Source organism: Buttiauxella ferragutiae (genome assembly GCF_022637515.1).
GTDB classification, from domain to species: domain Bacteria; phylum Pseudomonadota; class Gammaproteobacteria; order Enterobacterales; family Enterobacteriaceae; genus Buttiauxella; species Buttiauxella ferragutiae.
In genome coordinates, this window is the sequence record NZ_CP093332.1 from 2,062,810 (window position 1) to 2,087,316 (window position 24,507).

Annotated in this window: 28 protein-coding genes and 1 pseudogene; all 29 read right to left on the reverse strand. The window is 45.1% G+C overall.

The window, feature by feature from the left end:
* Positions 1 to 231 precede the first annotated feature (231 nt).
* Positions 232 to 648 (reverse strand): phospholipase D family nuclease, encoded by a 417-nt coding sequence (locus tag MNO13_RS09505; RefSeq protein ID WP_241939880.1) that lies wholly within the window; start codon positions 646 to 648, stop codon positions 232 to 234.
* On the reverse strand, positions 641 to 1,387 hold the full coding sequence (mobC, locus tag MNO13_RS09510; protein WP_241939881.1) for a MobC family replication-relaxation protein: 747 nt from the start codon (positions 1,385 to 1,387) through the stop codon (positions 641 to 643). The genes MNO13_RS09505 and mobC overlap by 8 nt, the downstream gene beginning before the upstream one ends.
* 9 nt (positions 1,388 to 1,396) lie before the next feature.
* The gene (locus MNO13_RS09515; protein WP_241939882.1) at positions 1,397 to 3,319 is read right to left on the reverse strand and encodes a type IV secretory system conjugative DNA transfer family protein; all 1,923 of its coding nucleotides are present in this window, start codon (positions 3,317 to 3,319) and stop codon (positions 1,397 to 1,399) included.
* 868 nt (positions 3,320 to 4,187) lie between these two features.
* On the reverse strand, positions 4,188 to 4,586 hold the full coding sequence (locus MNO13_RS09520) for an H-NS family histone-like protein (RefSeq protein WP_232886730.1): 399 nt from the start codon (positions 4,584 to 4,586) through the stop codon (positions 4,188 to 4,190).
* 262 nt (positions 4,587 to 4,848) lie between these two features.
* Positions 4,849 to 5,100 carry a hypothetical protein gene (locus tag MNO13_RS09525; RefSeq protein WP_232886731.1) on the reverse strand — a complete coding sequence of 84 codons (252 nt, stop codon included), beginning with the start codon at positions 5,098 to 5,100 and terminating at the stop codon, positions 4,849 to 4,851.
* Positions 5,097 to 5,411: a TrbM/KikA/MpfK family conjugal transfer protein gene (locus tag MNO13_RS09530; protein ID WP_121813233.1), complete on the reverse strand. Its 315-nt coding sequence runs from the start codon at positions 5,409 to 5,411 to the stop codon at positions 5,097 to 5,099. The genes MNO13_RS09525 and MNO13_RS09530 overlap by 4 nt, the downstream gene beginning before the upstream one ends.
* Positions 5,412 to 5,472: 61 nt before the next feature.
* Positions 5,473 to 5,868, reverse strand: coding sequence for a cag pathogenicity island Cag12 family protein (locus MNO13_RS09535; RefSeq protein ID WP_232886732.1), 396 nt, complete (start codon positions 5,866 to 5,868; stop codon positions 5,473 to 5,475).
* Positions 5,861 to 6,853: a P-type DNA transfer ATPase VirB11 gene (virB11, locus tag MNO13_RS09540; RefSeq protein WP_370918619.1), complete on the reverse strand. Its 993-nt coding sequence runs from the start codon at positions 6,851 to 6,853 to the stop codon at positions 5,861 to 5,863. Before virB11 ends, MNO13_RS09535 begins: the two co-directional genes overlap by 8 nt.
* Before the next feature lie 33 nt (positions 6,854 to 6,886).
* Positions 6,887 to 8,140 (reverse strand): VirB10/TraB/TrbI family type IV secretion system protein, encoded by a 1,254-nt coding sequence (gene virB10 / locus MNO13_RS09545; RefSeq protein WP_241939884.1) that lies wholly within the window; start codon positions 8,138 to 8,140, stop codon positions 6,887 to 6,889.
* Positions 8,140 to 9,048 (reverse strand): P-type conjugative transfer protein VirB9, encoded by a 909-nt coding sequence (gene virB9 / locus MNO13_RS09550; RefSeq protein ID WP_241939885.1) that lies wholly within the window; start codon positions 9,046 to 9,048, stop codon positions 8,140 to 8,142. The genes virB10 and virB9 overlap by 1 nt, the downstream gene beginning before the upstream one ends.
* Complete coding sequence (locus tag MNO13_RS09555) at positions 9,041 to 9,727, reverse strand: VirB8 family type IV secretion system protein (RefSeq protein ID WP_121813229.1); 687 nt, start codon at positions 9,725 to 9,727, stop codon at positions 9,041 to 9,043. Before MNO13_RS09555 ends, virB9 begins: the two co-directional genes overlap by 8 nt.
* Entirely contained in the window at positions 9,720 to 9,857 is a 138-nt protein-coding gene (locus tag MNO13_RS09560; protein WP_202914342.1) for a hypothetical protein, read from the reverse strand. The genes MNO13_RS09555 and MNO13_RS09560 overlap by 8 nt, the downstream gene beginning before the upstream one ends.
* A gap of 87 nt (positions 9,858 to 9,944) precedes the next feature.
* On the reverse strand, positions 9,945 to 10,934 hold the full coding sequence (locus MNO13_RS09565) for a TrbL/VirB6 family protein (protein ID WP_241939886.1): 990 nt from the start codon (positions 10,932 to 10,934) through the stop codon (positions 9,945 to 9,947).
* A 25-nt stretch (positions 10,935 to 10,959) separates the two neighbouring features.
* Complete coding sequence (locus MNO13_RS09570) at positions 10,960 to 11,247, reverse strand: EexN family lipoprotein (RefSeq protein WP_241939887.1); 288 nt, start codon at positions 11,245 to 11,247, stop codon at positions 10,960 to 10,962.
* Positions 11,248 to 11,311: 64 nt separating this feature from the next.
* Positions 11,312 to 12,043, reverse strand: a complete 732-nt coding sequence (locus tag MNO13_RS09575; protein ID WP_241939888.1) for a TrbJ/VirB5 family protein — start codon at positions 12,041 to 12,043, stop codon at positions 11,312 to 11,314.
* A gap of 14 nt (positions 12,044 to 12,057) precedes the next feature.
* On the reverse strand, positions 12,058 to 14,808 hold the full coding sequence (locus MNO13_RS09580) for a VirB4 family type IV secretion/conjugal transfer ATPase (protein ID WP_241939889.1): 2,751 nt from the start codon (positions 14,806 to 14,808) through the stop codon (positions 12,058 to 12,060).
* 13 nt (positions 14,809 to 14,821) lie between these two features.
* Positions 14,822 to 15,067, reverse strand: a complete 246-nt coding sequence (locus MNO13_RS09585; RefSeq protein WP_238392769.1) for a TrbC/VirB2 family protein — start codon at positions 15,065 to 15,067, stop codon at positions 14,822 to 14,824.
* A gap of 61 nt (positions 15,068 to 15,128) precedes the next feature.
* Complete coding sequence (locus MNO13_RS09590; RefSeq protein ID WP_241939890.1) at positions 15,129 to 15,776, reverse strand: lytic transglycosylase domain-containing protein; 648 nt, start codon at positions 15,774 to 15,776, stop codon at positions 15,129 to 15,131.
* An 85-nt stretch (positions 15,777 to 15,861) separates the two neighbouring features.
* Positions 15,862 to 16,074: a hypothetical protein gene (locus MNO13_RS09595; RefSeq protein ID WP_241939891.1), complete on the reverse strand. Its 213-nt coding sequence runs from the start codon at positions 16,072 to 16,074 to the stop codon at positions 15,862 to 15,864.
* A gap of 411 nt (positions 16,075 to 16,485) precedes the next feature.
* Positions 16,486 to 16,698, reverse strand: a complete 213-nt coding sequence (locus tag MNO13_RS09600) for a TraR/DksA family transcriptional regulator (protein WP_241939892.1) — start codon at positions 16,696 to 16,698, stop codon at positions 16,486 to 16,488.
* Complete coding sequence (locus tag MNO13_RS09605) at positions 16,688 to 17,272, reverse strand: DUF2857 domain-containing protein (protein ID WP_241939893.1); 585 nt, start codon at positions 17,270 to 17,272, stop codon at positions 16,688 to 16,690. Before MNO13_RS09605 ends, MNO13_RS09600 begins: the two co-directional genes overlap by 11 nt.
* Before the next feature lie 27 nt (positions 17,273 to 17,299).
* On the reverse strand, positions 17,300 to 17,485 hold the full coding sequence (locus MNO13_RS09610; protein WP_232886745.1) for an AlpA family transcriptional regulator: 186 nt from the start codon (positions 17,483 to 17,485) through the stop codon (positions 17,300 to 17,302).
* A gap of 139 nt (positions 17,486 to 17,624) precedes the next feature.
* Positions 17,625 to 18,551 carry a hypothetical protein gene (locus MNO13_RS09615; RefSeq protein WP_232886746.1) on the reverse strand — a complete coding sequence of 309 codons (927 nt, stop codon included), beginning with the start codon at positions 18,549 to 18,551 and terminating at the stop codon, positions 17,625 to 17,627.
* A gap of 387 nt (positions 18,552 to 18,938) precedes the next feature.
* Positions 18,939 to 19,292 (reverse strand): annotated as a pseudogene (locus MNO13_RS09620) (phosphopentomutase); the annotation flags it as partial.
* 28 nt (positions 19,293 to 19,320) lie between these two features.
* Entirely contained in the window at positions 19,321 to 19,476 is a 156-nt protein-coding gene (locus MNO13_RS09625) for a XapX domain-containing protein (RefSeq protein WP_232886747.1), read from the reverse strand.
* 50 nt (positions 19,477 to 19,526) lie between these two features.
* On the reverse strand, positions 19,527 to 20,753 hold the full coding sequence (locus MNO13_RS09630) for a NupC/NupG family nucleoside CNT transporter (RefSeq protein WP_232886748.1): 1,227 nt from the start codon (positions 20,751 to 20,753) through the stop codon (positions 19,527 to 19,529).
* A gap of 3 nt (positions 20,754 to 20,756) precedes the next feature.
* Entirely contained in the window at positions 20,757 to 21,713 is a 957-nt protein-coding gene (locus MNO13_RS09635) for a nucleoside hydrolase (protein ID WP_232886749.1), read from the reverse strand.
* Positions 21,714 to 21,749: 36 nt separating this feature from the next.
* Positions 21,750 to 22,973, reverse strand: coding sequence for a PfkB family carbohydrate kinase (locus MNO13_RS09640; protein WP_241939894.1), 1,224 nt, complete (start codon positions 22,971 to 22,973; stop codon positions 21,750 to 21,752).
* Between the two features lie 643 nt (positions 22,974 to 23,616).
* Entirely contained in the window at positions 23,617 to 24,351 is a 735-nt protein-coding gene (locus tag MNO13_RS09645; protein WP_232886751.1) for an outer membrane protein OmpK, read from the reverse strand.
* Between the last annotated feature and the right edge of the window lie 156 nt (positions 24,352 to 24,507).

The following is a 24,507-nucleotide window of genomic DNA, read 5'->3' on the forward strand; positions in this document are numbered from 1 at the left end:
TCCATACCGGTCAGCCTAGCCTCTTGGCCCCCTTTCGGCTGGGAGCGTCTGCTTCGGATCTCACGATCGCGGAGCACCCTTATGGGGAGTACATTGTCGAGGGAGCTTCAGACAATTCCGTTACCAGCATTGCCTGTCCCTGTAGGCTACAGTCGGTCGCACGACTGGTTAACTATCAGTTTCCTTGTTTGGAGCCTGATTCTAACAATGATAAATCAGACAGTTACGCTGTTAAGCGTATACGTGTCGCACGTAATTGAACGATCCCGTTTGTACCGCATCACCATCAACGACCATAAATTTATTGTGCATGATGGCGTATTGCGCATCGAGACGTACCGGAACACCCTGGTTCGCCAGGAACGTCACGGCGGTGTATCTGTCATTGTTGGCCTTTTCATCGGCCACCACCCGGACAGACACCCCGCGATTTTTAGCTGCGACGAGTGCCGCCGCGACCGGCTTGCTGGTAAAGCTGTAAGCGGCAACATCGACAGGCTGTTGTGCGCAATTAATGGCGCTTAAAACGACCTGAAGTGCGCTCTGACCGGATAAAGGGGAAAAGCCCACTGATATTTCCGGTACAGAACTGGCAATAACGGGCGTGACCATCGTGATGGCCAGCACGCAAAAGAGATATTTACGCATAGTGAATTAACTCCAGATTTTTTAATTCTTCAGTTGTATAGATGCGGAAAACGTTGCGGTGTTTTTCTTCAAGTGGCACATGCTGATTGTTAACAATCACATGTTTTATGGTGTCAAAAAGAAGCGTCAGGGCGCGTTTTTTTTGCTCGTCCGGGACGACATAAAAAACGTGCATCCAGTGCTTGTTTGTTCTGGCCAGCAAATGGCTGGCCATGATGGACTGATAACGCGCCTTTGTTTTTAACCGGCGTTCGCTTTCAACGGCAATAACCTTCCCGCCGGGAAGGGTTATCAGCCCGTCCGGGCGGTGCTTCACACTGTACTGGTTCAGGAACGTTGAGCGATCACCGTTAATCCAGTTCGTCGCACCTTTCTTTTCCAGCGTCAGGCGCACTAACTGATTATCGAGATGATGATCCAGTGACCAGCCGGTTATTCGGTATGCCTCAAACCGGGCGGGCATCACCTTATCATCAGGGGTGAGCACGACGGCAATGCCGTCGTTTGTAATGCCCCACAGCGCAATTTTTCTGGCGCGGGATTCCAGGGTGTGCTTTTGAATCAGCCCCATTTTAGTGACCTTATCAAGCAGGCTATAAAGTGACTTATGGTGCTTAAAACCAAATAGCATTTGCAGGGTTTGAAAGTCGCTATAGGTTTCCTCTTTCAAAAAATTCAGCAGGAAGCGGATTTTTTCGTTATTGCGCTCGCGGCGCTCGCTGTTCGTGGTTAAAAGCATTACGCCTCCTTAAAAATCCAGCAGAGATAATTTCTCTTCTTCTTCTGGTGGTTTCGATTCTGGTTCAGCCTTTTCCGGCTCAGGCTCGGCTAACCATTCATCTTCATGGGGATCGGAAACAGGCTGGGTTTTATCCGGCTCTTCTAATTCAATGATTGATAAAACGGGCGTCGTAATTTCTGTTGGCGGGGTTTCATCTTCGTCAAAATCCAGCGCTTGTTTTACTTCCGGCACAGCAAGGGCAAGAGAAGGAGCCAGCGTGTAAATTTCCAGTGGCTGTTTTTTCACTTTTAAAGGAGAGATCATTGAGGCGAACGGAAGGGCTGTGGCGGTGAAAATATAACTCACGAATTTAGGCAGGTTTTGCAGCATATTTTCATCAATAAAATAGCGGTCTGCCTGCCTGATGGTTCGTTCGTCATCAATCTTTTCGACCAGCATTTCAGAGGTTTTAGCTTTACGGCTTTCATCATCAACCAGAATAGTGCCGGACATTCTGGCTACCCACTTTGCCGTATCCGGGTCTTGCAGTTTATACACCAGTTTGAACTTAGCGTTTTCAACGACAGCCCCAACAACAGCATCACCATTTAAATCTGCGGGACAGTCCCTTAAATCAGCAATCGACTGATGCGCCATAATGATGTGCACACCTTTATCACGAGCAGCCCCCAGACCTTCCAGAGCCGGTTTTGAAAGATGGTATTTAAGTTCGTCCAGGAAAATCGCAATGGGTCGAAGGTTACCGACGACCCGGTCACGTAATTCAGCCCACTGGAACAAACGCACTAACGTCATTCGCTGTGCGGTGATGATTTTAGAGTTACGCATCGAACCGATGATGTAACAGCATCCACCTTCATCAAAAATCTGATTTAGTGAAAAACCGCCGGGTGCATTAATGCTATTAAGCAGAGCGAGTTCTTCGGTTTTTCCATGAAAAGCCTTAATGGTTTCGCCAATTCCCTGCACATATTCGCTGTTGTACACATCGCGAATTGTTGCACCGGGATTGTTTGCCACAAACTGAGCTGCCAGTCTTGCCGCCTTGCGATCATCGATACGGTAAAAATCGGCAGCCTCACCTTTTTCAGCCAGGCTGAAACCGGCGACAAAGAGTTCCTCTAAATGGTCAGGTGTAATCCCGTCAATTAAATTGAGCTGGTATTCCCCTTTATTCAGGTCAATCAGAACAAAAGGTTTACCTGCATCGATACACGCCTTTTTATACAGGTGTGGTGCCCATTCATCATTTTTGGGGTCAAGAACGAAAACACCTTCACCGGCTAAAATACTTTGATAAAGCAAAATACCGGTGATTACACCCTTACCGGCACCGGTGGTGCCGATAATGTCAGCGTGTTGTGTTTGCCAGTCTTTTACTGGAATGTATTGCGGGTTATGGTCGCGATCTAATCCAATGAAAATTCCTTTTTTCAGATCTATATAATCTGCGGGTTCATATTCAATGGATTCGGGTAACAGATCTTTGATTTTTCGGACATCCGTTCTGACATCTCTTTCAAGGCTGGTTTTTTTAACCAGCTGACGTTTGACTTTATCCAGTTCTGGCGAAATCAAACGGCGCAAAATAATATGCGCGGCTAATCCCGCTGCCGTAAACGCCAGCAGTACCATCCACGTTAAAGCCGGGACTGCCACCTCGTTTCGCCCCGCATACATGCGTTGCAGAAACCAGATCGGCACAGGTGCGATGGTGCCGAAAAGAAAACACAGCATGGATGAACCCAAAATCAGCTTCTTCCATAATGGCGCTTTTTGATGCTCGTCCTTTTTCAGAGAAAATATAAAGGGAAGCATCAAGCCAGAGAGCAGCGCTAAAATCATCTGGTGCGTCTGCATAAACCAAAAAAACCACAGGGCACTATTTACTATCGGTGATAGCAAATAGCTCATTCTTTCGAATGGCATAGTCAGATCCTTTTGAGTTCTCGCCGCATGACTTCGCCGCATCCTCCCGCCGCACAGTGTGCGTCGAGAAGATGCGGCGAGAGCATACAGCCGATGAAGGTGGCCGCGATGCGGCCATGCTCGCGGAGGTATCCTTCCGCGATCTAACGGAATGCGCCATTTCTTGCGGGCTGAACGCCCTTATTCCATGTCGCAAGGGGGTAATGTCCGGGCTGAACGCCCTGCCAAAACCCCCGAAGGTCAAAGGCGGCACACCGTCTTGCGCTACGCGCGACCACCCCCTTTAAGACGCCTGTTTTGACCCTTTTCTTCTCTTTGGTCGTTCCTCCCAAATCGAATTAAAGGGAACCAGGCTTTAAAGGGGGTGGTCGCGCCACGCTACCGGCTTTTGGCCGGAGACTTAGGCTCGACGGTGTGCGGGGCAAGCCCCCCAAATAAACCGACGCGTGGGCGCGTCTTTTTGCTCGCTGGGGCGGCAAAATTTATTCGGCTCCCCCCAGCCTGTTCAGTTCACTTTGGGTGAACGTTCACAGGTGCGTTTGGCGACGCAAATTTGCGATTTCTTCGAAATCGAATTTACTCGCCGCCCGGCACTTTTAATTCCATGCGGGGCATGTCATTAAAAGCCTGAAAACCCGCGCCGATGAATGTCGTTGCGATGGTGGGGCGTATTTTTGATTAATGAAAGTAGTCATCCTGTGGATTGACTTTCATCAGTAGAGAGGCAAATAAAAGAGCCGTAATGACAGCTGATAATATATAGGTATAACGGCTGTTATCTCGGCACGATTTTATCAAACTTTGAATTAAGTAAAAAAAACGAGAATCCAAAAAGCAAGGAGAGAGCAAAGAATAATACTGAAGCCATTTAGTTACCCTTAATTAAATACTCATTGAGTTGTTTTCCGCTATTTACCCCATCCTGAATCGGGCGTGGTGTTCGTCCGACTCCATACCAGTATTTAGTTATGCCATCCTCGATGTAAACATATTTAGGCTTGCGTTTGGGATACTTTTTTGGTGTAACTTCTCCGAGTAATTCATTCATAGAAAAGCCTTCTGCGGCAATTAACGCCATCAGTTCGTTACGCTTTTCTTCGCGATCAATTCGTTGTTTTTCGAATTCCTCATGCTCTGCCTTTTTAGCTTCCAGTGCTGATAAGATGCGTTTATTGAGCGCATTCAGACAATCGAAGTCAGCATCTTTTAAAAATTTTTTAAGGGTGCGCTCCGAGCTTAAATACGAAATTATGTCAGTGGTTTTCATTGCTATTTGTCCTTGAATTTGACACGCGATTATCCACATACCCACAATCGACCCGACACGGCTTGCGCCGCCGTTTTGGGCACTCCCGTTCGCCCGGAGGCATTTTGGCCTCTCAGCTCACTGGCTTTTTCTCATGTGGATATCAGCGCGTACAGAATCACCCGGTGTATGTGGCCACGGCGGGGCGATAAAACCGGGCTTAAAGCTCATGACTTGTTCTCCTTCATCCATTTACTGGCGTTTTCTTCGTCCATCGGTAACGTCATGAAAAAATCGGCATGGACAGTACCGAAGAGAAGAACGTTTTCCGCCCAGTCGTTAATGTCTGGAATTTGTGTGAGTACAGGGGGGCTAACTGGACGAGTTCGGGTGAGTTAGCCTGAAATGAGGTGGCATGGGGTTTGATTTCGGCAAGGACGGCAAGAATGTCCTCCAGTGCCTCCGGGGTGAGTTCTTCGTCGGCCAGAAGATCGGCAAAATCTTCCAGAGTCACGGTCTGGTCGGGTGCATTCATCCCTTTAATCTCCCGAACTTGCTGATGATTTTGTCCACTATGCCGCCATCGGCACTCGGGCATTCGTTCAGTTTGCCTTTCCTGGCATCGGCGGTATGGTCAGGCAAAAAGCCGTGTTTGTTCTTTTTCTTAATGGACATGAAATTCTTGTACATCGGGTCACATTCGGCGGGATTGCCGCCATTCAGTTTCCCGGCCATACACAAAAACATTGCACAAGGATCGTCAGGGTCTGCATTCTGGCCTTCAGCCTGTGCGGGGATAGCAGCGAATGCGCACAGCAAAGCCGCCGCGATAACGGTTTTATTCATGGTGGTTCCTCTGTTTTGAGTCGTGCGAAAGGGGGATGCGTTTTATTTCATCGCGGGGAAACTATCGGTAAAAGAAGATTTCTGTGGTGTTGCAGTTAAAGCAATTATCTTTAGGGCTGAACTCGATTAAACCTTTGTAACCGCCCTGTCGTAACCAGGTTTTGGCCGTGAAATAACGTTCGCTGTCAGGCGCACTGACCGTGACCTGTGAGGAGTGAGCGACGGCATAGGACACGGCAGGGGTAAAAATGTTTTCCGGGTTGAAACTGGCGATGTGCTGTGACCAGTGACCCGTGACCACGGACGCAGGTATCACGGCATTATTTTCAGTCCATTGGGGCAACGTTTCGTTCATTGAATCAGCCGGTTTATCCCATTCTACCGGTACAGGTTCTGGCGCGGAGGAACAACCGGCCAGCAGGGCGACCAGTACAGAAAGGCAAAGCATATTACGCATGGCTAAATTTCTCCTTCATGGCGTCCAGATGGAGATATTTAAAATAAATATCCCCCATACGGCGCACGTTGCCGCTGATATCGACACTCACAATGACATCCATACACCGCAGAACCTTACGCAAAAGTACCTGCTCAGGCATTCCGCGACAGGCGGGATGTTCCATGCAACGGTCAATAAGACCTGAAATGCACTCCTGCGGGCTGCCTGCATGAAGCGATGACATAAAACCAGGATGGCCAGACTCGATGAGTTTCAGTGCATCCCAGGCTTCGCGTCCGCGTACTTCCGCCAGAAGAGGGCGATCAGGGTTCATACGGTAAATGGCGCGAACCAGGCGATCTGAGGTCACAATGGCATCCTCACCGGCATCCGCCGGATAAAACAGATGCACATAGTTTTGATGTTGCCAGAATTTTATCTCCGGGTTGTCCTCGATGGTAATAATGCGAAGTCCTGCCGGAATATAACGGAGCAGCATTTTCATATAGGTGGTTTTACCCGAGCCGGTTTCACCCACGACAAAAATCGTTTTCCCATATTCCACGCACTTTTCCATAAACAACGGGATATTGCCGCTGTGATATATCTTTGCTAATTCATCATCTTTGGTTTCTTTTTTCTCCTTTCCGGTGACGCGATTATAAAAACCGGCCTCTATATACGACTGGTGCGTTCGCTGAAAATAATCAGGTATACGAATGGTTACCGATATGGTTCCTCGTTCACAGGCGGGTGGGAATACCACCTGGCAACGCTGGCCACTGGGGAGCGTTGCCGAAAGAATAGGGGACGTTTCATCGATATTATCGTCCTGCCACACGGCCAGCGCACTGGCAAACGCTTCACACTGTTCATAGGTCACACTGCATTCATGCATCGACCATACCCCGTTAATCCTGGTATGAAGTTCGCCGGGTCGGTTAATGGCAATTTCTGTTAGCCCTTCCGTATCAAGGTGTGTGCCTAAAATTTCATCGCGCATGTATTCAAGTGCGATATTCGTCTTTTCCATTTATTACCTCGCGTGTAATGTCCATACACTGGAAAAATCTATATCAGCACCGGTTGCAATGCCGATAACATCCCCCTGGTTGAGATACATCGTCGGGGGTATGTTGATACTGTTCTCCAGCACGGTTTTCGCCATTTCAGCCGTGGCAGAGCGGGTGTTCTCTGTATAATCCGTGTTGCGGTCTTTGCCAGGCGATGAACCAGCCACTGCTGCTGCAAAGTCCTGAGTCGTCGCCAGCAAGATGGTATTGCCGATGCGATCCCCCCAGTGTTCGTCTATCCAGCCCGCAATCCCGTTTTCACCCAGCTGGCCAACGGCCTGGCTGTCAATCAATGGAATACGCATCGCCCCCGGCTCGGGTGTGCGCAGTTCAGTCCAGGCGATATACATACGCCCCATCCCGTTCTTCAGCGTACCGGTTTTGTAAATCCCCCTTGCAACGGTTCCCGCAGGGATCAGTCGAACGAAATGATTGGCGCTGTAAACATCCTCGCTAATCTGGCAGGTAATATTCCCCGCCACGTCTGAAACGAAGCGTTTCAACATGGCGCAGGGGATATAACGGTCAACGGGAATATACAGATTGGGATCAAGATTCAGGCGTGTCACGCCGGTGACTCTGGCGATATTGTCGTTTTGGGTGCCGCTTTCAGCCGCACCGGTGGCCGTATCCGGGCAATACAGCTTACCGTCAGGCGCTCTGGCCAGCACTTTTTTACACTGTGCGAGTGCTGCATCCGAAGCCGGGTCAGCGGCGTTGGCTGTGCCGGTTGGATAAGAGGCCGCAGACGACGCTGAGGAGGGGGAGGATGAGCCAGAATTTGCCAGGGCAATGACTTTATTGAATGTCACCGATGGTTGTGGCAGCTCCTTCCGGGATACCTGTCTGTCTGTCGTTTCGGGTTCCTGTTCACCCTCAAACGGGTTGAGGTCTTTCCCCATACCCTGCCGCTCATTGCTGGCGTTTGCCCTGCTGCTGGCTGGCGGGGCTTTCGTTTCCTTTTTCTCGAGGGCTTTATCACCTTTGAGCGTATCCATCAGGTAATCACCGCCGATGGCGAGTCCTGCCAGCAGGAACAGACTCAGAATGCACACGATCAGGGTACGCTTACCTTTGGGTTTATTGTGCTTAACCACTTGCGGTTGACCTGAAGGGATACCCTCTGCGGTGGTTTTTTCACTGGCTATCTCAGCCTTAGCGCGGGCGCGGGCTTCCGTTTCCAGTTCCGCCGCCGTTTTGATTTCCTGCTCTTCCATTATTTAGCCTCCAGCGTGACTGACGGCGAAACCGTGTCGCCGTTGGCGACAGTGACTTTACCGAACCCGGCGTTCTCGATGCCAACGACCTGCCCCGCTTTATCATTGCCATAACGCAGAACAAAACGTGGAGAGAGTGAGCGCAGAACCATCACCCGATAATTTCCCTGAGTCTCAAAGCCTGGCGTAATTTGCTGTTCGTTACCGTTCACGACCACGAACGGGGCAGGAATGCGCTTTTGAGGGGAGAAGCCCAGATAGGTAAAACGTCCATCATCGTAAGCAAAATCCGGGCTGATGGATTCAGACCCTGCTGCCACACGGCGGGTATAGCGCCAGTTCTTCGGCGTGGTGGCTTTTTTAAACCGCGCCTGAATCAGCTCTTTTTCCTGCATCTCCTGTAACTCTTGTTGTCTGGCTGCTTGTGCCGCCGCTGTTTGTTTCTGTACGTCACCCGGATAGCTGTAACGGACAACAAACGCCAGGCCTTTAACCTGTTTTTCATCGTCTATGACATGCAGCATGATGCTGTAATAGCGCCTGGTGGTGGTCACAAACAGGTTGGTTTGCCAGTCCTTATCTGTGGGGGTAAAGACCTGATCGACATTTTTACCGTCAGCGCCGGTAACGGGCTGTTTAATCGGTTCGGGGCGGATGCCGACCCGGTTTTTGTCTTTCGTCACTGTCCAGCCCGCCTGAAAACCTGGCTGGGCGTCGATAACTTCTTCATCGTCATCAAAAATGAGAGTGGTGACGAAACCGGAACGGGTATTCACTATCGTTGAATTCTGGCTGTTATAGGCGATGTTCTGCATGTGGCTGTCATATGCGCTTCCTTGTGGTATTGCCGCACTCCAGGCACCTGATGAAGCAAGCAGCAGCGTCAGCGCGATGGCTTTTTTATTCATCGTTTTTTTCCTTAAATCGCTGGTAACTGGTGATCATGAAACCGAACGGATTCACTTCACGCTGGGAGAGCGTGAATTCTTTTTGAGGAACGTAGCGATAAGTGAGGCGTATGCTCCAGAAATCATGGCTTTCGGCACCGTCTGCAATCCGGCGGATAGTGCGCTTGATGCGCAGCATACCGATACGGTCTGGTTGGGTGCCTTCCGAATGCACATTAGAAATGACATCGATGGAAACCAGATAAGCGGCTTTATTGAAAACGACATCCGGCGCTTGCGCCCCTTTAAAACGCGCCAGATATTCGTTATTCACATCCGGACTGTTAAAGAGTTGCGTATCGTCATAGTCCCGCTGTAACGCAAAGTAGTTATAGCGTTCACGACGTTTAACGTAGCTGGCGGCTTCAAAGTTATTCAGTGCATCCGATTCAGACAGGGCGGATTTTTCAACGGTAGTGACCTTATCAATCCTGCCCGCTTGCTGATTGAGGGCGTAGAGTTCAACGGTGGTGGTCTTTAACGGAAGGATAATCAGTATGGCAGCTATTGCCCCGGTTAACAGAAACCCGAATACCCCCGACAAAAACCAACCCAGCTTTTTAAAACGTTCGTCCCTCTCTCTTAATGCTGTTTCAAATGTTCTGGATTCACTAACCGCGTTTTTAATTATTTCAGACATGATTATTTAACTCCTGAATAATAGCCGGAGAGTTGACAGGCTCCGGTTCACCGGAAACCGGAGGAACCTGATTTTGATGTGCGCAGCCCGTAAGCAGCCACAGCATCAGGAAAGGGATGCTGTATTTCATTTTCAATCCTTATGATGATTAGCGCGTTATCGCTAAATAACGCGTCACAATTGCGGATAAAACGAGGGGGTAATAAAACGTGTTGCTTTATTTACGCTGTTGATTAGAACGTTGCATTGTCTGAATAGAAGATTTTCTTGCCGCAGAAGGCGATGAGGAACCGGCGTTAAGGTTTTTCGCAGCACGATCCCCCATTTTACCCAGTGAACCGCTAACGGCATCACTCATGGGCTTTGTGCCACTCCCCATCGAACCTATACCGGCCATCGCTGCACCCTGCATTGTGGCCTGAACTGCGGCACCCGTCAGAGCTGAGGCTATTTTTGCAGAGAACCAGATAATTAAAGCCGAGGCAAAACAGGCAAGTAAGGATTGAATGGCCAGTGTGACCATGTTTTTATCCTGGGAAACCGCTAACGCAGTATCCAGTATTATCGTCATATACTTAATACCAATTCGCAAAAATAAAGCAGAAAACAGAATGGTTAATAAGGCATTCAAAATGACAGATAACCAGCTGCTGAACATTGAGCGTAAAAATCCATATGCCAGACAGAATATAAAAAGGGGGGCAGTGGTTCCCATTAATAAAATGGTGATTTCAGCTAAAAGATTAACGAGTGTTGAAACAGCCAGAACAATAATCGCGCCAGCCCATACAAGGAACTCGGCTGTCATTCCTTCCAGTGGAACAGTTGAATCATCCATTTCATAAAGCTTTTTAGCCAGCTTCTGAGCTTTCTCCCATACTGAGTCAAGTAATACCCATATATTATCACTGCCACTTACACCGTCTTTAAACCCATCAAGGGCGCTGATTACCGTATCCAGCCAGCCCCCGAGGTTGAGAACAAACATCATGATTAATAACATTCGTCCTGTATCCCACATAACATCTTCTGCGGGGCGGATAAGTTTACCGGCAAGCGTCTGGTAACCGCGAAAAATAATATAGGCCGTAAAAGAGCTTGTTGCTATCACACTTATCATGTTTCCGTATGTGGACGATTGCCCTACTAATACGGTATTTATACTACTCATGATAAAGGTGTGCATGCCGACCATCGAGCCTGACATAATAACCTCGCTTAGAAATGACTCGTTAAAAATGATTTAAATCAGGCACCTTTTGACGGGCTATTTGTTTATCTAGCGCATCAAATGCGGCTTTACGGCCTTTTTCAACATCCGGCTGCCCACGCTCCTGCTTCATGGCATTTTTGGCGTTCTGGCAAATCTGTTCACTCCATGAATGGTCTAAAAGGCATTCGGTGTATTTAGCAATCATTTCATCATGATTTTTAATAAACCATTCTTTCGAATACTTATCCTCACAGCCTGTCAGTAAGAACAGGGGAATAAAAATTAAGGTGACCAGTGTTTTTTTCATCATGACATCCTGAGTATTGATGTGGTTTCAGGTTTGGGTCGTTATACCCAATCAACGGGGAGAATTAGTGACCGATATTATTTAAGTCAGCAATCGGCGCATTTCGTTGCTGCTCTGAAAACGCTTTTTTCTTTTGAATCTCCAGCATCTGACTACGCTGTTCGGCCTGTTTGACACTCATTTCCCACTGCGTGGTTAATGCACTCAGTTGTACACTTTTGGCGGAAACCACATTAGCCAGGTCCTGAGATTCTTTGGAATCCTTTGAATACTGAATACGATTAGAGAGATCAGCAATATCACTTAGCGTGTCGGAAATTTTATCCTGTACCTCGGTTGTGTCTTCGATTGCGGCGGCCTGATTAATGATCACCTTTTTACAGCTTTCCAGATATTGACCCGTAGCCCCCTCGTTGCAGCTATCAAACACCTTGTATTTATCGTACAGACTGTTTAAATCGCCTGAATAGGCACCATCAGGGTTAGACAGCAGGTCATTCAGAGAGATCCCTCGCTCTTTCATGGCCTTAATATCATTAGCCAGATTTTTAGCCTGGCCCAGAAACGTCTGCACATCGCGGATACCTGTCACTGTTGCCAGTTGTGCCTTGTAGGAATCCATCTGATCTTTATAGTGCTGGACGGTTTGCGTCCATTGTGACAGCTTCTGGAGCCACTGATTAACTGAGGTGGTGTTAGCCAGAATATCAACAGTCGGAACACCGGTACTGTGCGCCCCGGAAGAGAATATTAACGTAGCGGTGGCCGTTGCAATTAACTGCTTTCTGAATTTCATGACAGATCCTTAATTTAAATGGCTCGTCTGAGCATTTCGGCTTTCCAGTCTTCTGGCTTCATCCCATCTTTATAAATGGAATCAAAAATCTGGAGATTATCCGCGCTGCCACTCAGTAATTTGGTATAACGTCCCAGTCCTGAAAGGTCGATCGTGGCGATGGAAATAAAGGGGCGGGTTTCTCCTCTTCTGAGCGGGGTTTTTAAAATAACGATCTGACGGGCGCCTGGGTCAAGGTCTTTAACGATTTCATAGACACTTTTCGGAACTTTCAGTTTGTCGACATAATCAAATGCGCTGGCCTTGGGGTTAGCCATAAATAATTGTGTCCCGCACTGCTCAATAATGGCCGCTGAAATTTCATGTTTACACATTTCTTCCGGTGACTGGGTCGCCGGGACGAATATGCCATTTAATTTACGAATGACCTTGAGCATATTTAAAGCAAATCTGGAAAATTCAGGATCAAGCAACCACTTCCAGAACTCGTCCATAAATAACACTAAGCGGCGGCCATCTAACAGGCTGGTGACGCGATATAACAGGTAAAAGGTAATCGGGGAACGAACATCCTTATCATCCAGAAACTCTGTACCATCAATACCAAAATTATCAATATTGTCGACATTAAAGGTATCTTCTTCATTATCAAATACCCAGCCGAACTCTCCCCCTTTCGCCCACTGCTTCAGGCGAATACGTAATCCATTAGTTCTGGATTCCTTGGTGGGCGGTTCGGGCAGGATTTCCAGTAGGCGGGTGATAATACAACCACGCTTATCAGGCGGATAATCAAGCATGATACGGTCTACCGCTTTGCTGATACGCTCCTCGTCACGGGGATCAAGAACGTTTCCATTACGGGTACAAATCAGGCGGATCAGCTGCTTGTTCAGATTAATGTTTCGTTTAGTGGCGGGGAGTCGCCCTGGCGCAAACCCGGATGGCTCACCTGACCTGATGCGGAAGTATTCCCCTCCGGCCTGCCGAATAGACATTTCAGCAGAACGATCCTTATCAAAGGTCACTGTCGTAAAGCGTTTTATTTTCGCATCAGGTGAGAAGCTATCGGGGCGACGATATTTCTGCATCAAATGCTTCATCATTTCCAGCAGTGTGGATTTACCTGTCCCGGTACTCCCGATAACAATGGCATTACCAGGATGTTTTTCGTTGAAGTCATCCACACCTTCCTGGCTGTTATGAAGATTCAGGTAATAGTTTCCTCCTGATGGGGTTTTCAGTATGCAGGCGGCTTCGCCCCAGGGGTTACCGTCGCGCTTATGGGGGTGAAAATTATGTAACCCGGCCATATCAGCAAAATTCTGACTGCTCACCGAAACAAGACGGGGTCTTAGCTCATAAACCCCTGGTAGCTGCGCAAGATAGGCCGCGGGCAGAGACATTGTTGAGAGCGTCATAATGATGCCAAGATCTTTAATGGGGTCAGCCAGTGCGTTAGTGTCCCTGACGACCTGTTCGGCATCAGGGGAACTGACAATGAGCGACAAATGGTACTTACCAAACGTGATATGGCCAGACTGGAGAAGGTCACGCGCAACAATCAAATCTTCCTGTTGTGAGATAGCGTCATCTTCAGCGGATTTCAGTCTGTTCTGTGTCAGCTTGATATGGGTTTTCGCTTCGTCTTTGGCCATACAGGTAAATGACTGCGTCATAACGTAATCGCACTCAGCATAGAGCAGGGCATCAAATAAGCCGGTGTAGGTTTCAGTGGCGTGATCCTTGATTTCCAGACTCCGGAAATAAGACTGGCCATCCACGCTGTTGCACTGACCTGTATCTGTGGAAAAAAAGAGGTCGACAGCACCCATAACATCATAAAACGGGGTGCGGGTGACGGCGTATTTCTGCCACTTGCCACTGACCAGACGGTTATAGAAGGCTAACTGGGAAGAATAAAGACGCTCATTTTCCGTGTATAACCCGAGTGGAGATGCTGAATAACGTGACAGGGACGTGTTGAGCATCCCCCAGTATTCCAGCATGACTTTCAGTGAATCATTCAGCACATTTTCCCGGTCACCGGTATTCTTGCGTTTTAATGCTGCCCGCTCAATCTTGCTCAGGGGGATATAGCAGGCGGTAAAGAATAAACGACACCGGCGAAAAGGTTTTGTATCGATAGACTGTTTGTAAAGGTCTGCAATCTCGTCGGAAAAGGGAATGCCGGAGTGAGAATCAAAGGCGTCTTTATGGCTTTCTCTGATCCGGTGGATGTAGAAAGTAAAGGGCAACCCTTCAAACGATCTGACCAGGTTGTTTAACTGCATGGTCATAATGTCAAGATGTTGCTCGTCTTCACACTCAAATATCGTGCCGCCCAGTTCCCATGTGGCGACTAAATCTCCTTTTTTATTCTTCACCACATTTTCATGAATATGGGTTGAATAAGGGATGTATTTAGCTATGCTGACACTCTCGTTTAATCGCATTTTTTCATTAAACTCCGTGATATCAATTTTTTCATATTGACCACTGATAATGGTATTGGCCGCAAAGTATTTATTGATTTTCCGCTTACCACGTGTTTTAAACGCAATAAGTTTCAGGTTGAAATAATGAATATCTTTACGCGCTTTACTTCTCATTTCTGTCAGCGCAGGGATCAGCAAAAACAGGCACCAGTAAAAATGCGAATAGACGGCAATAATAACAATGAGAGAAAAAATGATAATCAGTGGAACCAGTGGCACACCAAAGAGTGCCGCAGGACGCGTGAGCGCCTTATTTAATATGGCCATGTGACCCCTCTTGTTATGCCATATACCAGGCACCGAAACCGGAAGCGCCGGAAATGAGAATGCCGCCGATGATGACATTTCGCATATCGTGGAGTTGCTTCCCATCGAACAAAACCTTGTAACCAACCCACATAATGCAAAGCGTCACTGTTGCAACGGCCAGGCTACCAAGACCGATCACCCATTTATTCAGGCCTTCGTTCGCTTTCTGAAAACCGTCATCCGCTGCCAGTGCCTGGGCTGCGGGCAGAATACCCATCGAGAAGGTTAAACAGGCAGATTTGAATTTCGAATTTAATTCAGATACGAGTGTCATTTAATTATTCCTTTTGTTGCGCTGTGAGTAAGCGCCCGCGCACTATCTGAGGCGCATAATATGAATGGTTAACAGTGGTGTTTTCGTTTACGGGAAGATTGCCACGAATGATTTTGTCAGGGTAAATAACGGTGGTGGTTTGATTCTCCTCTGGTATGTCACTGGTTTGTCTGTCCTGCCGGGTTGAGGGGACAACATAGCCAATACGTTGAATGTAACTGGTATTGCCAAAAGATGACTCCGAACGTTGTCCGGTTTCAAAATTACCAGAGTAATAGCAACTTAATGCACGTTTCAGGGATCCGCTCCTCACATAACAGTCAGTGAGGATGCGCTCAAAAACGGACAGGTTGATGCACGGGGTGAACAGGTCACTGGCTGTGACACCATAGTGACGGAAATTGGTGCTGGTGATCTGCATCAACCCGACTGAATAGCGACGTCCTTTTGCTGCAAGTCGCGCTGCGATACGGGTAGCTTCCGCCCTTGTGACCGGCATATGGGAAATGACACGGTTGCTGCCAGGTACCATTTCGGCAATAGCGTAAGGGTTAAAACCAGATTCAGTCCTGGCCACATCGAACGCAGTGGACGGGTGAATGCTGGCAGCGCATTGTATGGCTACCGTCAAAAAGGTCGTGGGAGAAAGCATAGTGGCCTCAGTGAAGCAGGTCCGGCAACAGCACGCGGATCAGACGTGAGGTTACCGGGCGCCTGGTGATCGACGGTTAATCGGGCTAAACGTCCTGCTGCGTATCGTTATCGTCTCTGGGTTCGAGGAGTACCAATTTGCCGGAAACAGCAATACCGGGAGTCAGCACAACATTCAGGCCGGGTTTGCTGTTGTGAGGAAAGGCAACACCAACTTTTGTCCAGTACGTGGCTTTTTCTCCTTGCTGATCGGGCAACGAGTCCTGGGTAACAAATACGTAATAAATGGGTTTTCTCATCAAACTCTCCTTTAATGAAAAGCAGTGGTAGAGTAAATGAATCACATCCCTGCTCTGCATTCCGGTTCTGACGGGTTAGCGAGAACATTCAGCGGCACCCTGAATTGTGGTTTTGTGACAGCCCGATTTACATTGTTAAAGAGCAATACCCATCCCGGACGAATAAACGTCTAGAAAGCTCGCCAGTGAAGTGGGGGAGTGGGCAGAGTGTGCTATCTGGTTCAGGCTGGGAATAATAAAATCAAACAATAAATTAAAGAGAAAATATATAGCGGTGAATTTTATTGGATGGGTTTAATAACTGTCAGGAATTTATTCATTTCGTATATCATCAGTAAAATACTTATAGCGATTTATTCAGATAATAAAAACGTGCAAAGACGATAATCTCTCTGCACGTTTTTCGTTCTGTTATCTGCGCTGACGTCGCTCAAGAATACTCTGGCATTCCGTACAGGTTGTCACGCCTTGCAGGGTTTGCCGCCGCTTTTCGGGGATCGGGGCACTGCACAGGCGACAGTAACGTAATGAGGGTGTTGCTGCAGGGCTGAACCGATTCTGTTCAATCTGCGTTTCCAGGCACTGTTCATTAAACTCCTGATCGCGGTCGATCTCATCTGGCATAGGATGACCTCCTGTCAGAGGCTTCCTGCTCGCAAAGCGTGATGCTATTCCAGACGGCTGTGAGCGAGAGACTCTTCTCCTCTGTGCACAATGAGTCGGTTATCTGCATCATGGCTTCCAGTGCGTCGGAAGATGCGATGTTATCGGGGCGGCATTTTTGCCAATACCGCCAGATTTCGGCATCGGTATCTTCATCCGGGATAGGCGTTCTTCCATGTGGGACACAGATCCCCAGCAACCGGCGACGAATGCAGACTTCATTGGAGGTGAGACCAAAATAGTGGTTCAGAAGAGCAATCGAACCACCCAGACTGATGGCCCGGTTTATCTGCTGCTGGCGATGAACTTCCTGACGAGATATGACAAGGATCTGGCTCAAAGCATCATGGTGGACAGTGACAGCCATAAATTGCATCGATGCCCGGCTGACGATAAACAGTTCATCAAGGGACAACTGATTGAGCGCATTCATTTCATCGAAAGTAAAGCCCAGAGATTCGCAGTAACGAAAATTACCCTCCTTCAGTGCATGCAGGGCTTCGGTTAATACGGTGTAATTGAGTGATGGGATCATAATATTTTTCCTCACGCTTAAATGTTTTCAACGATCATTTAATTTAATGTTGATCCATTCATCAATTTCAGACTCCAGCCAGGCAACGCTTGCCGGACCAATCTTAATTGAGTGGGGAAAGGTGCCGTTTTTCATATACAGGTAGATTTGGGAACGCTTCAGACCGGTTTTTACTTCAACCTGCTTCAGACGTAATAACTGATGAGATGTCATCGTTCCTCCAGTACGGAAAGGGGCATGCATGGAGATGACAAAAAAACACAGAAGAGGGGAGAGGGAAAGTTGCTAAGCCCGTATTACGGGTTTTGTTGCCCTTAATACGGAGGTCCAGACAGAACAGCGGAATAACATATTAGTTTGGTGCTGAAATGGACGAGGGGGAGCCGCGTTCAAGTGCGGTTTTCAATGTATCACCGCTCAGTCTGTCGGTAATACCTTCGGCAGACGCCCATTGCTCAAAAATAGACAGGAGTTTGTAGGGTTGTCTGATTAACGGGCATATGTCTTCATTATGCTTACAAGCCAGCCAGAAAAGCCGGGACAGGGGAGTAGAAATCCGGGGTGAAGATGGTGGGGGATCCTGGTTTTTAACGGGGATATTGATTAACTTTTCAAGCTCTGTGTAGCGGATAACAAAGCAAGCATCCTGTGGTAAATGATACAGGGGGAAATATGCTTTATGGTTATATTCGCTCATGTCAAGGGATGAGATATATCGGTTAAATTTCTGTGCGGCATTTATAGGTAATTGTATTATTTGCTGAGTAATTCTTTCTGGCCATGTAACCTTTTCGAAAAGCAGGAATGATTCCCCAGACACAGTGACTGAAATTCCATAAATGATATCATTTGCTCCTGTCACAGGAAGGGGGATATTGAGCGACTCAGCCAGTAAACGTTGTACCGCAACATATTCATGCCCTAACAACGGTGTATCTATGATCCGGTGGGGCGGGGAAATATATTTTCCTTCCGTGTTGACTATCAAATTAGTTTCATTAAGAAAACAATTGCTATCAAGAAGGCACAGTCGGTTAATCGGTGGATCCTCCACCAGTTTAAGCTTTATTTTGTTATTGGCGGTGCTGATTTTTCGTAATGCAACAGGTGATGGGAAATATATGGAAAGAAAAATATTCCCACATAATGCATTGCGATATATATCACCTTCAGTAATTCTTTTATGTGTGAGTTCATTCGCTATATGGATTGCTTCCTGAATCGTCAGCCAGTCTGATTCTTTTCTTTTAACGTTAAATATGGCAGAGTTGTTTGACATAATGCATTTCCTTGTTTTTTTCGCAAAAAAATTGCACGAAAATTATTTTTTTTTTGAGCTTTATGGGGCTGTGCTTTATTGAGAAAGTCAAGACCGGAGGAGATTATTTCCTGATAGGGAAATATTTCAGTCAACATGTAATTGTTTCTGAAATGTCTGCACGTATCATTTTTTAACGTGCGCGGTATTACTATTTTCGCTAACGAAAATTTAGTGTACGTCGGAAGATCTTTAAAATTGGATGGTTCGTTTAAGTGAGATTTATCTCCTTCATTAAAAATAGTGAGTTAGTTTAACATGACGAACTGCTTGCAATGATGGTAAATAGTTCGAGTCGCAGATAAGTGGCAAAAAAATTTCCCTCTACGGCTCGCGGAATGAAGGGGATCAGAGCATGTTCCTACCGTAACCCATGTCGGATACACCGAAGTGTTTCGCCACGGTGTGGCCGATATCCGCGAAGGTTTCACGGTGACCCAAAGAGCCCGCTTTCACTTTTGGACCGTAGACCAGTACCGGAATGTGCTCGCGAGTGTGGTCAGTACCTTGCCAGGTTGGGTCACAACTGTGGTCAGCGGTGAGGATCAGAATATCGTCCTCTTTCAGCAATTCCATCAGTTCTGGCAGACAACGGTCGAACAGTTCCAGCGCGGCGGCATAACCTGCTACGTCACAACGGTGACCGTAAGAGGATTCGAAATCGACGAAGTTGGTGAACACGATAGTGTCGTCGCTCGTTTCTCATTGTCATATACATTACTCATTAAATTTATTTGAAGAAGTTAACTATAACTGAGCCCATATAAACTCCAAAAATCCCAACTACGCCGGAAAGAACAGGAGGGGCAGGGAGGGGAAGTTTTAATAAAGTAAAAACAATACCGGTCACACTACCGACTAGCAATGCAATAAATATCTCGGACATTATATACCCCATACATTAATTAAAGTAGGCTGGATATACCAGCCTGGAATTTATGAACCAAATACAGACATGTAAAAACTAATTATTGCTGCACTCATCAAGTTGGCTAATGTTGAACCCAGAATCACACGCCAAGCCATTTTGGCTATGAACCCTTTACGTTCTGGAGCAAAATTACCTAATACACCTAACATAGCTGCAGGAGCAGATAAATTTGCAAAGCCGGCCAGTGCCATAATTACAATTGTTTGAGATGTTGGACTTAATAATTCTCTGTTTTTAGTAAAGTCAAGGAAAGCAACAAATTCATTTAATACCAGTTTTTGCCCCAAAAAATTACCGGCGGCGAGTATTTCATTTTTAGGAATGCCTAAAAGCCATGCAAATGGTGAGAAGATATATCCGAAAATTTGCTCGAGCGTAATAGTATCAGCGCCAAAAAAACTGCCAACGACAGAGATAATACCATTTACCATGGCAATTAAGGATATTAATGCTAATAACATGACTCCTACAGATGCGGCTACTTTTAGACCAACAAATGCACCTTCTGTTGCGGCTTCAATTATATTTACAGGTTTTTCTTCTTCGAGATAGACATCAAGAGAAATTTCCTTTACCTCTTCTGTTTCTGGATAAATCAGTTTAGCAAAAAGCAAACCTGCGGGTGCAGACATAAACGCAGCGGTTAAAAGAATTTTGATATCTATACCCATGGCTGCATAGCCGACCAATACAGATCCAGCGATTGAGGCAAAACCACCGGTCATGACAGCAAAAAGCTCACTTTTAGTGAGATCTTTTACATAGGGTTTTACCATTATGAAAACATCAACATTGCCTACAAAAATGTTTGAAGCAGCTGCAGTTGATTCGATTTTTGATGTCCCCAAAAGACGTCTGACTCCTGCACCAAATAGAGAAACTATTTTTTGCATAAAACCAAGGTAGTACATCACAGACATCAAAGAACTGAAGAATATAATTATAGGTAAAACTTGGAAGGCAAACAAAAAACCATTTCTACCATCATTTAAGTTGCCAAATAAGAATCTTATACCATGATTTGAAAACTCAATAATTGCAGATACGGCTTTTGTTAGCAGTCCCAAAAATTGTTGTCCTACAGGTACGTATAATACAAATGCACCAATAAGTGCTTGTATTATAAATGCGCCAATAATAGGTTGGAATTTAATTCTCTTTCTATCAACTGAACACATATATGCAATGAACAATAAAGTAAACATGCCACCTAGCACAATAATAGTATTCATAAATCACTCCAAGTCTGCATCAATAATTTTTCTAAACATGTCCTGGAACAAATTATCTCTTTCTATATATTTCACGACACTTATAAAGTGACGCCTGTTATCAAAACTCCATTTCAAGTCATCATTTATAATTGGAGACGTTTTTAGCTCAATGGTGTACCATGAAGGATCTAAAATCAGTCCTACAGTAGTAATATCCCATATGACTTTTCTGGAGCCAAATCCAATCCAAGGGCACCTTGGTGCTATCTGTGAAAAATAATTACCCAGTTTACTTGTATTATCAAAATAAAATTGCATTTCAGGCACTGATGTTGCCATGCAATTTGAAACGCCAAAACATGGAATATGAGTAAGTGCGACACCGCTATCAAATAAAATACGGCTAGCCATAACATCTTGCATTAAATTAAATTCATTATTATCTTGCCAGTCATAACTGTTACCACCTAACCATATAACATGTATATTATTAATGATGTCTGGCGCAAGTAGAAGTGCATTCGCTATATTTGTAGGCGCGGCAATAGCGAGTATGTGTAACGTTTTAGTGCTATTCCTTGCACGATTAATTAAATCTAACACTGCTTGGTTTTTCTCAGGAACATTACTATCTTTCAGATAAGTTGTTGAACCTTTGAAAACAGGGGGGCGTGAAAGTGATGTTGGTAATTTATCAAATACCCGATAAATCTCATCATAGCTTAATGACATTCCTTGTTCTGCACTGTTGACATAAGTATGAGAACTACCTTCGCCAAACATATCATTTGTAAATGGAGCAGCATAAACAGCCTGAAGATCAATACGTTCAGGATGTAACATTGCCCAGGCAATAGCAATTTGATCATCTATTTCATTGAAAGTATCACTATCAATGACAATTGATACTTTTTCTTGTGTATCGATGGTCATTAATTCCATTCGTTTTGAAGGGGATAGTTTCGGCCAATTAGTCATAAATGAATCCTATTTGTTTTTTCTAATAAAATTAAATTATTGAGTATGTAATCTCTTGTTTACTGCATCGTGTGGTGGCATATTAGCTGCCCCTTCACGCTCAACAGCCAATGAAGCAAATGCATTAGCGTAAATAATTGCAGTCTCTATATCATCTCCTTTTGCAACTCTTGCGGCAAATGCACCATTAAATGCATCTCCTGCCCCAGAAGTATCAATGTTGACCGCTGTAAAAGCAGAGAAATGTCGATGATTTACACCATTAAAATACCAGCACCCTTCTTTTCCTAACGTAATAATTACGTTCTTTACGCCTTTATTATAAATATTTTCTGCTGCATTTTTTATATCATCTTTAGTTGATATTACGCCTCCAATTATTGATTCAGCCTCAGTTAAATTAGGGGTGAGAATATCCACCCATTGTAATAAATCTGAAACATCAGCTCTCCATGGTGCAGGATTCAAAATTGTTGTTATATCACTTGCATGAGCAAACCGAAGAGCTTGTGATATTGCTGAAGTGTTATTTTCCATCTGTGTTAAGAACACATCGCTTTCTGAAATAAAACCATAGCAAGAAATAATATCCTGCTCGGAAAACATTTGATTGGCGCCAGGGTAAATAATTATGGCATTATCACCTTCATTTTCTGATACCATTACCACAGCACTTCCAGTAGGGCAGTTATCTGCCTCAAAGTTAATTATCTGTTCAAACATTATGCCCTTCAAAAATTGTATGGCTTTTTTGGCAAATTCATCATCTCCAAGTTTTACAGCGAAATGAGTTTTTGCTTGAGCCATTACACTTGCTACTGCTTGATTGCTACCTTTTCCACCTGGAAGGCAATAGCTTTTTGTTGCTTGAATTGTTTGGCCTGATTTAACAAAGTCATCTACTCGATAAACGAGATCTGTATTGAAAGAGCCTAATACAAAGACTTTTCCATTGCACTCGTTAGATAATTCACTCATTAAAATTCCCTTGATGTTAGAACTAATTAGACCTAAAGTCATATCTCTATGCAAAGAGATATTTCCTTTTTTATACATTTCATGTTCTGCATTTACGACTAATTCGGCCCCTCCGTGGAAACATTTAATCCTCCCTATACTTTCTAACTCTTGTAAATCACGTCTTATAGTTCTATCTGTCACACCTAAGTATCTTGCAAGGGATGATACCTGGACATTTTTTTCTTTTAATATTAACGACATTATAAACTTGTGCCGCTGAATCTTATAAGTAATAAACATGTGTTCTGACTCCAACGACGATAAAATATTGATATATAATTTAGCATTCTGCTATCTAACAGATAATGCACAGTGTCACATTCTTGCTCTCTAATCGGACAATATGTCCTATTTCTTCTTGTAATATGAATGGAACCGTTTACATAGCAATATTTATAACAATTTTAAATTTCCTCCTACTATTTGTGGCTATTTTTGAAAGCAGCTACTCTAATCTGTAACAGTTAGAATGTAGGCTTTGTTAAATAAATCACACGCCGCATAATAACACTCTGATTTTGTGATGAATTCAGTATGTGTTTATTCCCACCTTGTAGCTTGTAGGGGGTAGCCCGATAGACGTTTTCACTAGGTGTCGACGGTTTGTAGCGGGCATTTATTAACTTAAGCCTTTTACCTATGCTGGCCTATAGAGGTAATACAGAGTTAATGTTATTAACTTAAAAGGCATGGGCTAGCCCGCAGCGCTAGGTAGCTCACACTCTTAAATACTGTGCAATGGTGTTGGTATATATTATTCTCTCTATGGGCATGCATCAAGGGTCTGGACTGAGTTGTAAACTCATTAGACTAAATAGTATTAGTTTTTGTTGATAAGTATTTTTTACTAAAATAGTCTCTCAGTCCTGAGTTCTTTAATTTATTAGAAATCATATGCAATTCTATAGATAAGGATGTCCCCATATCCATCAGCACCCAGTTTATTATAAAAATAGCGATACATGACAGTTGTTGAAATATGATTGGTGATTTTCCATGTTAGATTCAATCCCCCATTTAGACCTTCATGACCAAAATTATTTGATGCATAATCATCATTTCTATCCAGTTCTATTTCATTCCAGTTTGAAAGCAAAAAATCTTGCTCAAGGAATTTAAATGCATAACCGGCATTCCATCCAATGGAAAAACCATTTAAACCATTAACATCATATGCTGGACCAAAATTGTTGTGTGCAGTGATATATTGCCTTGCAATCCATGGTTTGAACCACCAACCATCTCCTTTGAGGTCCGTATACCCCAAACCCAAAAACTGGTTCGTTTCTTTGAAGTCGGGACTTTGAGAGTTATATACTTTTCCAAAAAGACTTACCCCAGAATCACCAAGGTATATATGAGTTTCACCATTAGCAGTTTGCCCTTGCCCCCCACTTTTTTCTGTAATATTTTCATAGTCATAGAAACCGTACATTTCTCCCCAGTTAAATCCAATTCCACCTTCAACACCAACTACTGCTTGTGTGAAATTTAGATCTTTAAAACCAGCATTCCAGTCTTGATAATCGAAGTGTATGTTCCCCCAACCGTACTTCTGTTCGGCGTGTGAGGCAGTAGTAAAAGCGCATAGAGATAATGCAAAAATTATTTTTTTCATAATGAACTCTTATTGTTTAGATTGTATTGTTGAGGATGGAGTTGATTTTTAATAAATTAATTGTTTATTTGAATATATGTTAATTCAATGTTGATTTAATTAAAATGTCATGTATCACAGAACTCCAAGCTATATGGACATCATTGTCCGAATCGG

Excerpts from the sequence above, each read along its gene's own strand:
- MNO13_RS09580 (WP_241939889.1), bottom strand. The coding sequence starts at position 14,808 with ATGGCCATATTAAATAAGGCGCTCACGCGTCCTGCGGCACTCTTTGGT.
- MNO13_RS09525 (WP_232886731.1), bottom strand. The coding sequence starts at position 5,100 with ATGAATGCACCCGACCAGACCGTGACTCTGGAAGATTTTGCCGATCTT.
- MNO13_RS09615 (WP_232886746.1), bottom strand. The coding sequence starts at position 18,551 with ATGTCAAACAACTCTGCCATATTTAACGTTAAAAGAAAAGAATCAGAC.
- MNO13_RS09625 (WP_232886747.1), bottom strand. The coding sequence starts at position 19,476 with ATGTCCGAGATATTTATTGCATTGCTAGTCGGTAGTGTGACCGGTATT.
- virB10 (WP_241939884.1), bottom strand. The coding sequence starts at position 8,140 with ATGGAAGAGCAGGAAATCAAAACGGCGGCGGAACTGGAAACGGAAGCC.
- MNO13_RS09515 (WP_241939882.1), bottom strand. The coding sequence starts at position 3,319 with ATGCCATTCGAAAGAATGAGCTATTTGCTATCACCGATAGTAAATAGT.
- MNO13_RS09645 (WP_232886751.1), bottom strand. The coding sequence starts at position 24,351 with ATGAAAAAAATAATTTTTGCATTATCTCTATGCGCTTTTACTACTGCC.
- MNO13_RS09640 (WP_241939894.1), bottom strand. The coding sequence starts at position 22,973 with ATGTTTATTACTTATAAGATTCAGCGGCACAAGTTTATAATGTCGTTA.
- MNO13_RS09560 (WP_202914342.1), bottom strand. The coding sequence starts at position 9,857 with ATGAAATACAGCATCCCTTTCCTGATGCTGTGGCTGCTTACGGGCTGC.
- MNO13_RS09520 (WP_232886730.1), bottom strand. The coding sequence starts at position 4,586 with ATGAAAACCACTGACATAATTTCGTATTTAAGCTCGGAGCGCACCCTT.
- MNO13_RS09590 (WP_241939890.1), bottom strand. The coding sequence starts at position 15,776 with ATGCTTTCTCCCACGACCTTTTTGACGGTAGCCATACAATGCGCTGCC.
- MNO13_RS09605 (WP_241939893.1), bottom strand. The coding sequence starts at position 17,272 with ATGATCCCATCACTCAATTACACCGTATTAACCGAAGCCCTGCATGCA.
- MNO13_RS09570 (WP_241939887.1), bottom strand. The coding sequence starts at position 11,247 with ATGAAAAAAACACTGGTCACCTTAATTTTTATTCCCCTGTTCTTACTG.
- MNO13_RS09635 (WP_232886749.1), bottom strand. The coding sequence starts at position 21,713 with ATGACTAATTGGCCGAAACTATCCCCTTCAAAACGAATGGAATTAATG.
- virB11 (WP_370918619.1), bottom strand. The coding sequence starts at position 6,853 with ATGCGCGATGAAATTTTAGGCACACACCTTGATACGGAAGGGCTAACA.
- MNO13_RS09585 (WP_238392769.1), bottom strand. The coding sequence starts at position 15,067 with ATGGGTATTCTGCCCGCAGCCCAGGCACTGGCAGCGGATGACGGTTTT.
- MNO13_RS09595 (WP_241939891.1), bottom strand. The coding sequence starts at position 16,074 with ATGAGAAAACCCATTTATTACGTATTTGTTACCCAGGACTCGTTGCCC.
- mobC (WP_241939881.1), bottom strand. The coding sequence starts at position 1,387 with ATGCTTTTAACCACGAACAGCGAGCGCCGCGAGCGCAATAACGAAAAA.
- MNO13_RS09575 (WP_241939888.1), bottom strand. The coding sequence starts at position 12,043 with ATGAAATTCAGAAAGCAGTTAATTGCAACGGCCACCGCTACGTTAATA.
- MNO13_RS09555 (WP_121813229.1), bottom strand. The coding sequence starts at position 9,727 with ATGTCTGAAATAATTAAAAACGCGGTTAGTGAATCCAGAACATTTGAA.
- MNO13_RS09610 (WP_232886745.1), bottom strand. The coding sequence starts at position 17,485 with ATGACATCTCATCAGTTATTACGTCTGAAGCAGGTTGAAGTAAAAACC.
- virB9 (WP_241939885.1), bottom strand. The coding sequence starts at position 9,048 with ATGAATAAAAAAGCCATCGCGCTGACGCTGCTGCTTGCTTCATCAGGT.
- MNO13_RS09565 (WP_241939886.1), bottom strand. The coding sequence starts at position 10,934 with ATGTCAGGCTCGATGGTCGGCATGCACACCTTTATCATGAGTAGTATA.
- MNO13_RS09600 (WP_241939892.1), bottom strand. The coding sequence starts at position 16,698 with ATGCCAGATGAGATCGACCGCGATCAGGAGTTTAATGAACAGTGCCTG.
- MNO13_RS09630 (WP_232886748.1), bottom strand. The coding sequence starts at position 20,753 with ATGAATACTATTATTGTGCTAGGTGGCATGTTTACTTTATTGTTCATT.
- MNO13_RS09505 (WP_241939880.1), bottom strand. The coding sequence starts at position 648 with ATGCGTAAATATCTCTTTTGCGTGCTGGCCATCACGATGGTCACGCCC.
- MNO13_RS09530 (WP_121813233.1), bottom strand. The coding sequence starts at position 5,411 with ATGAATAAAACCGTTATCGCGGCGGCTTTGCTGTGCGCATTCGCTGCT.
- MNO13_RS09535 (WP_232886732.1), bottom strand. The coding sequence starts at position 5,868 with ATGCGTAATATGCTTTGCCTTTCTGTACTGGTCGCCCTGCTGGCCGGT.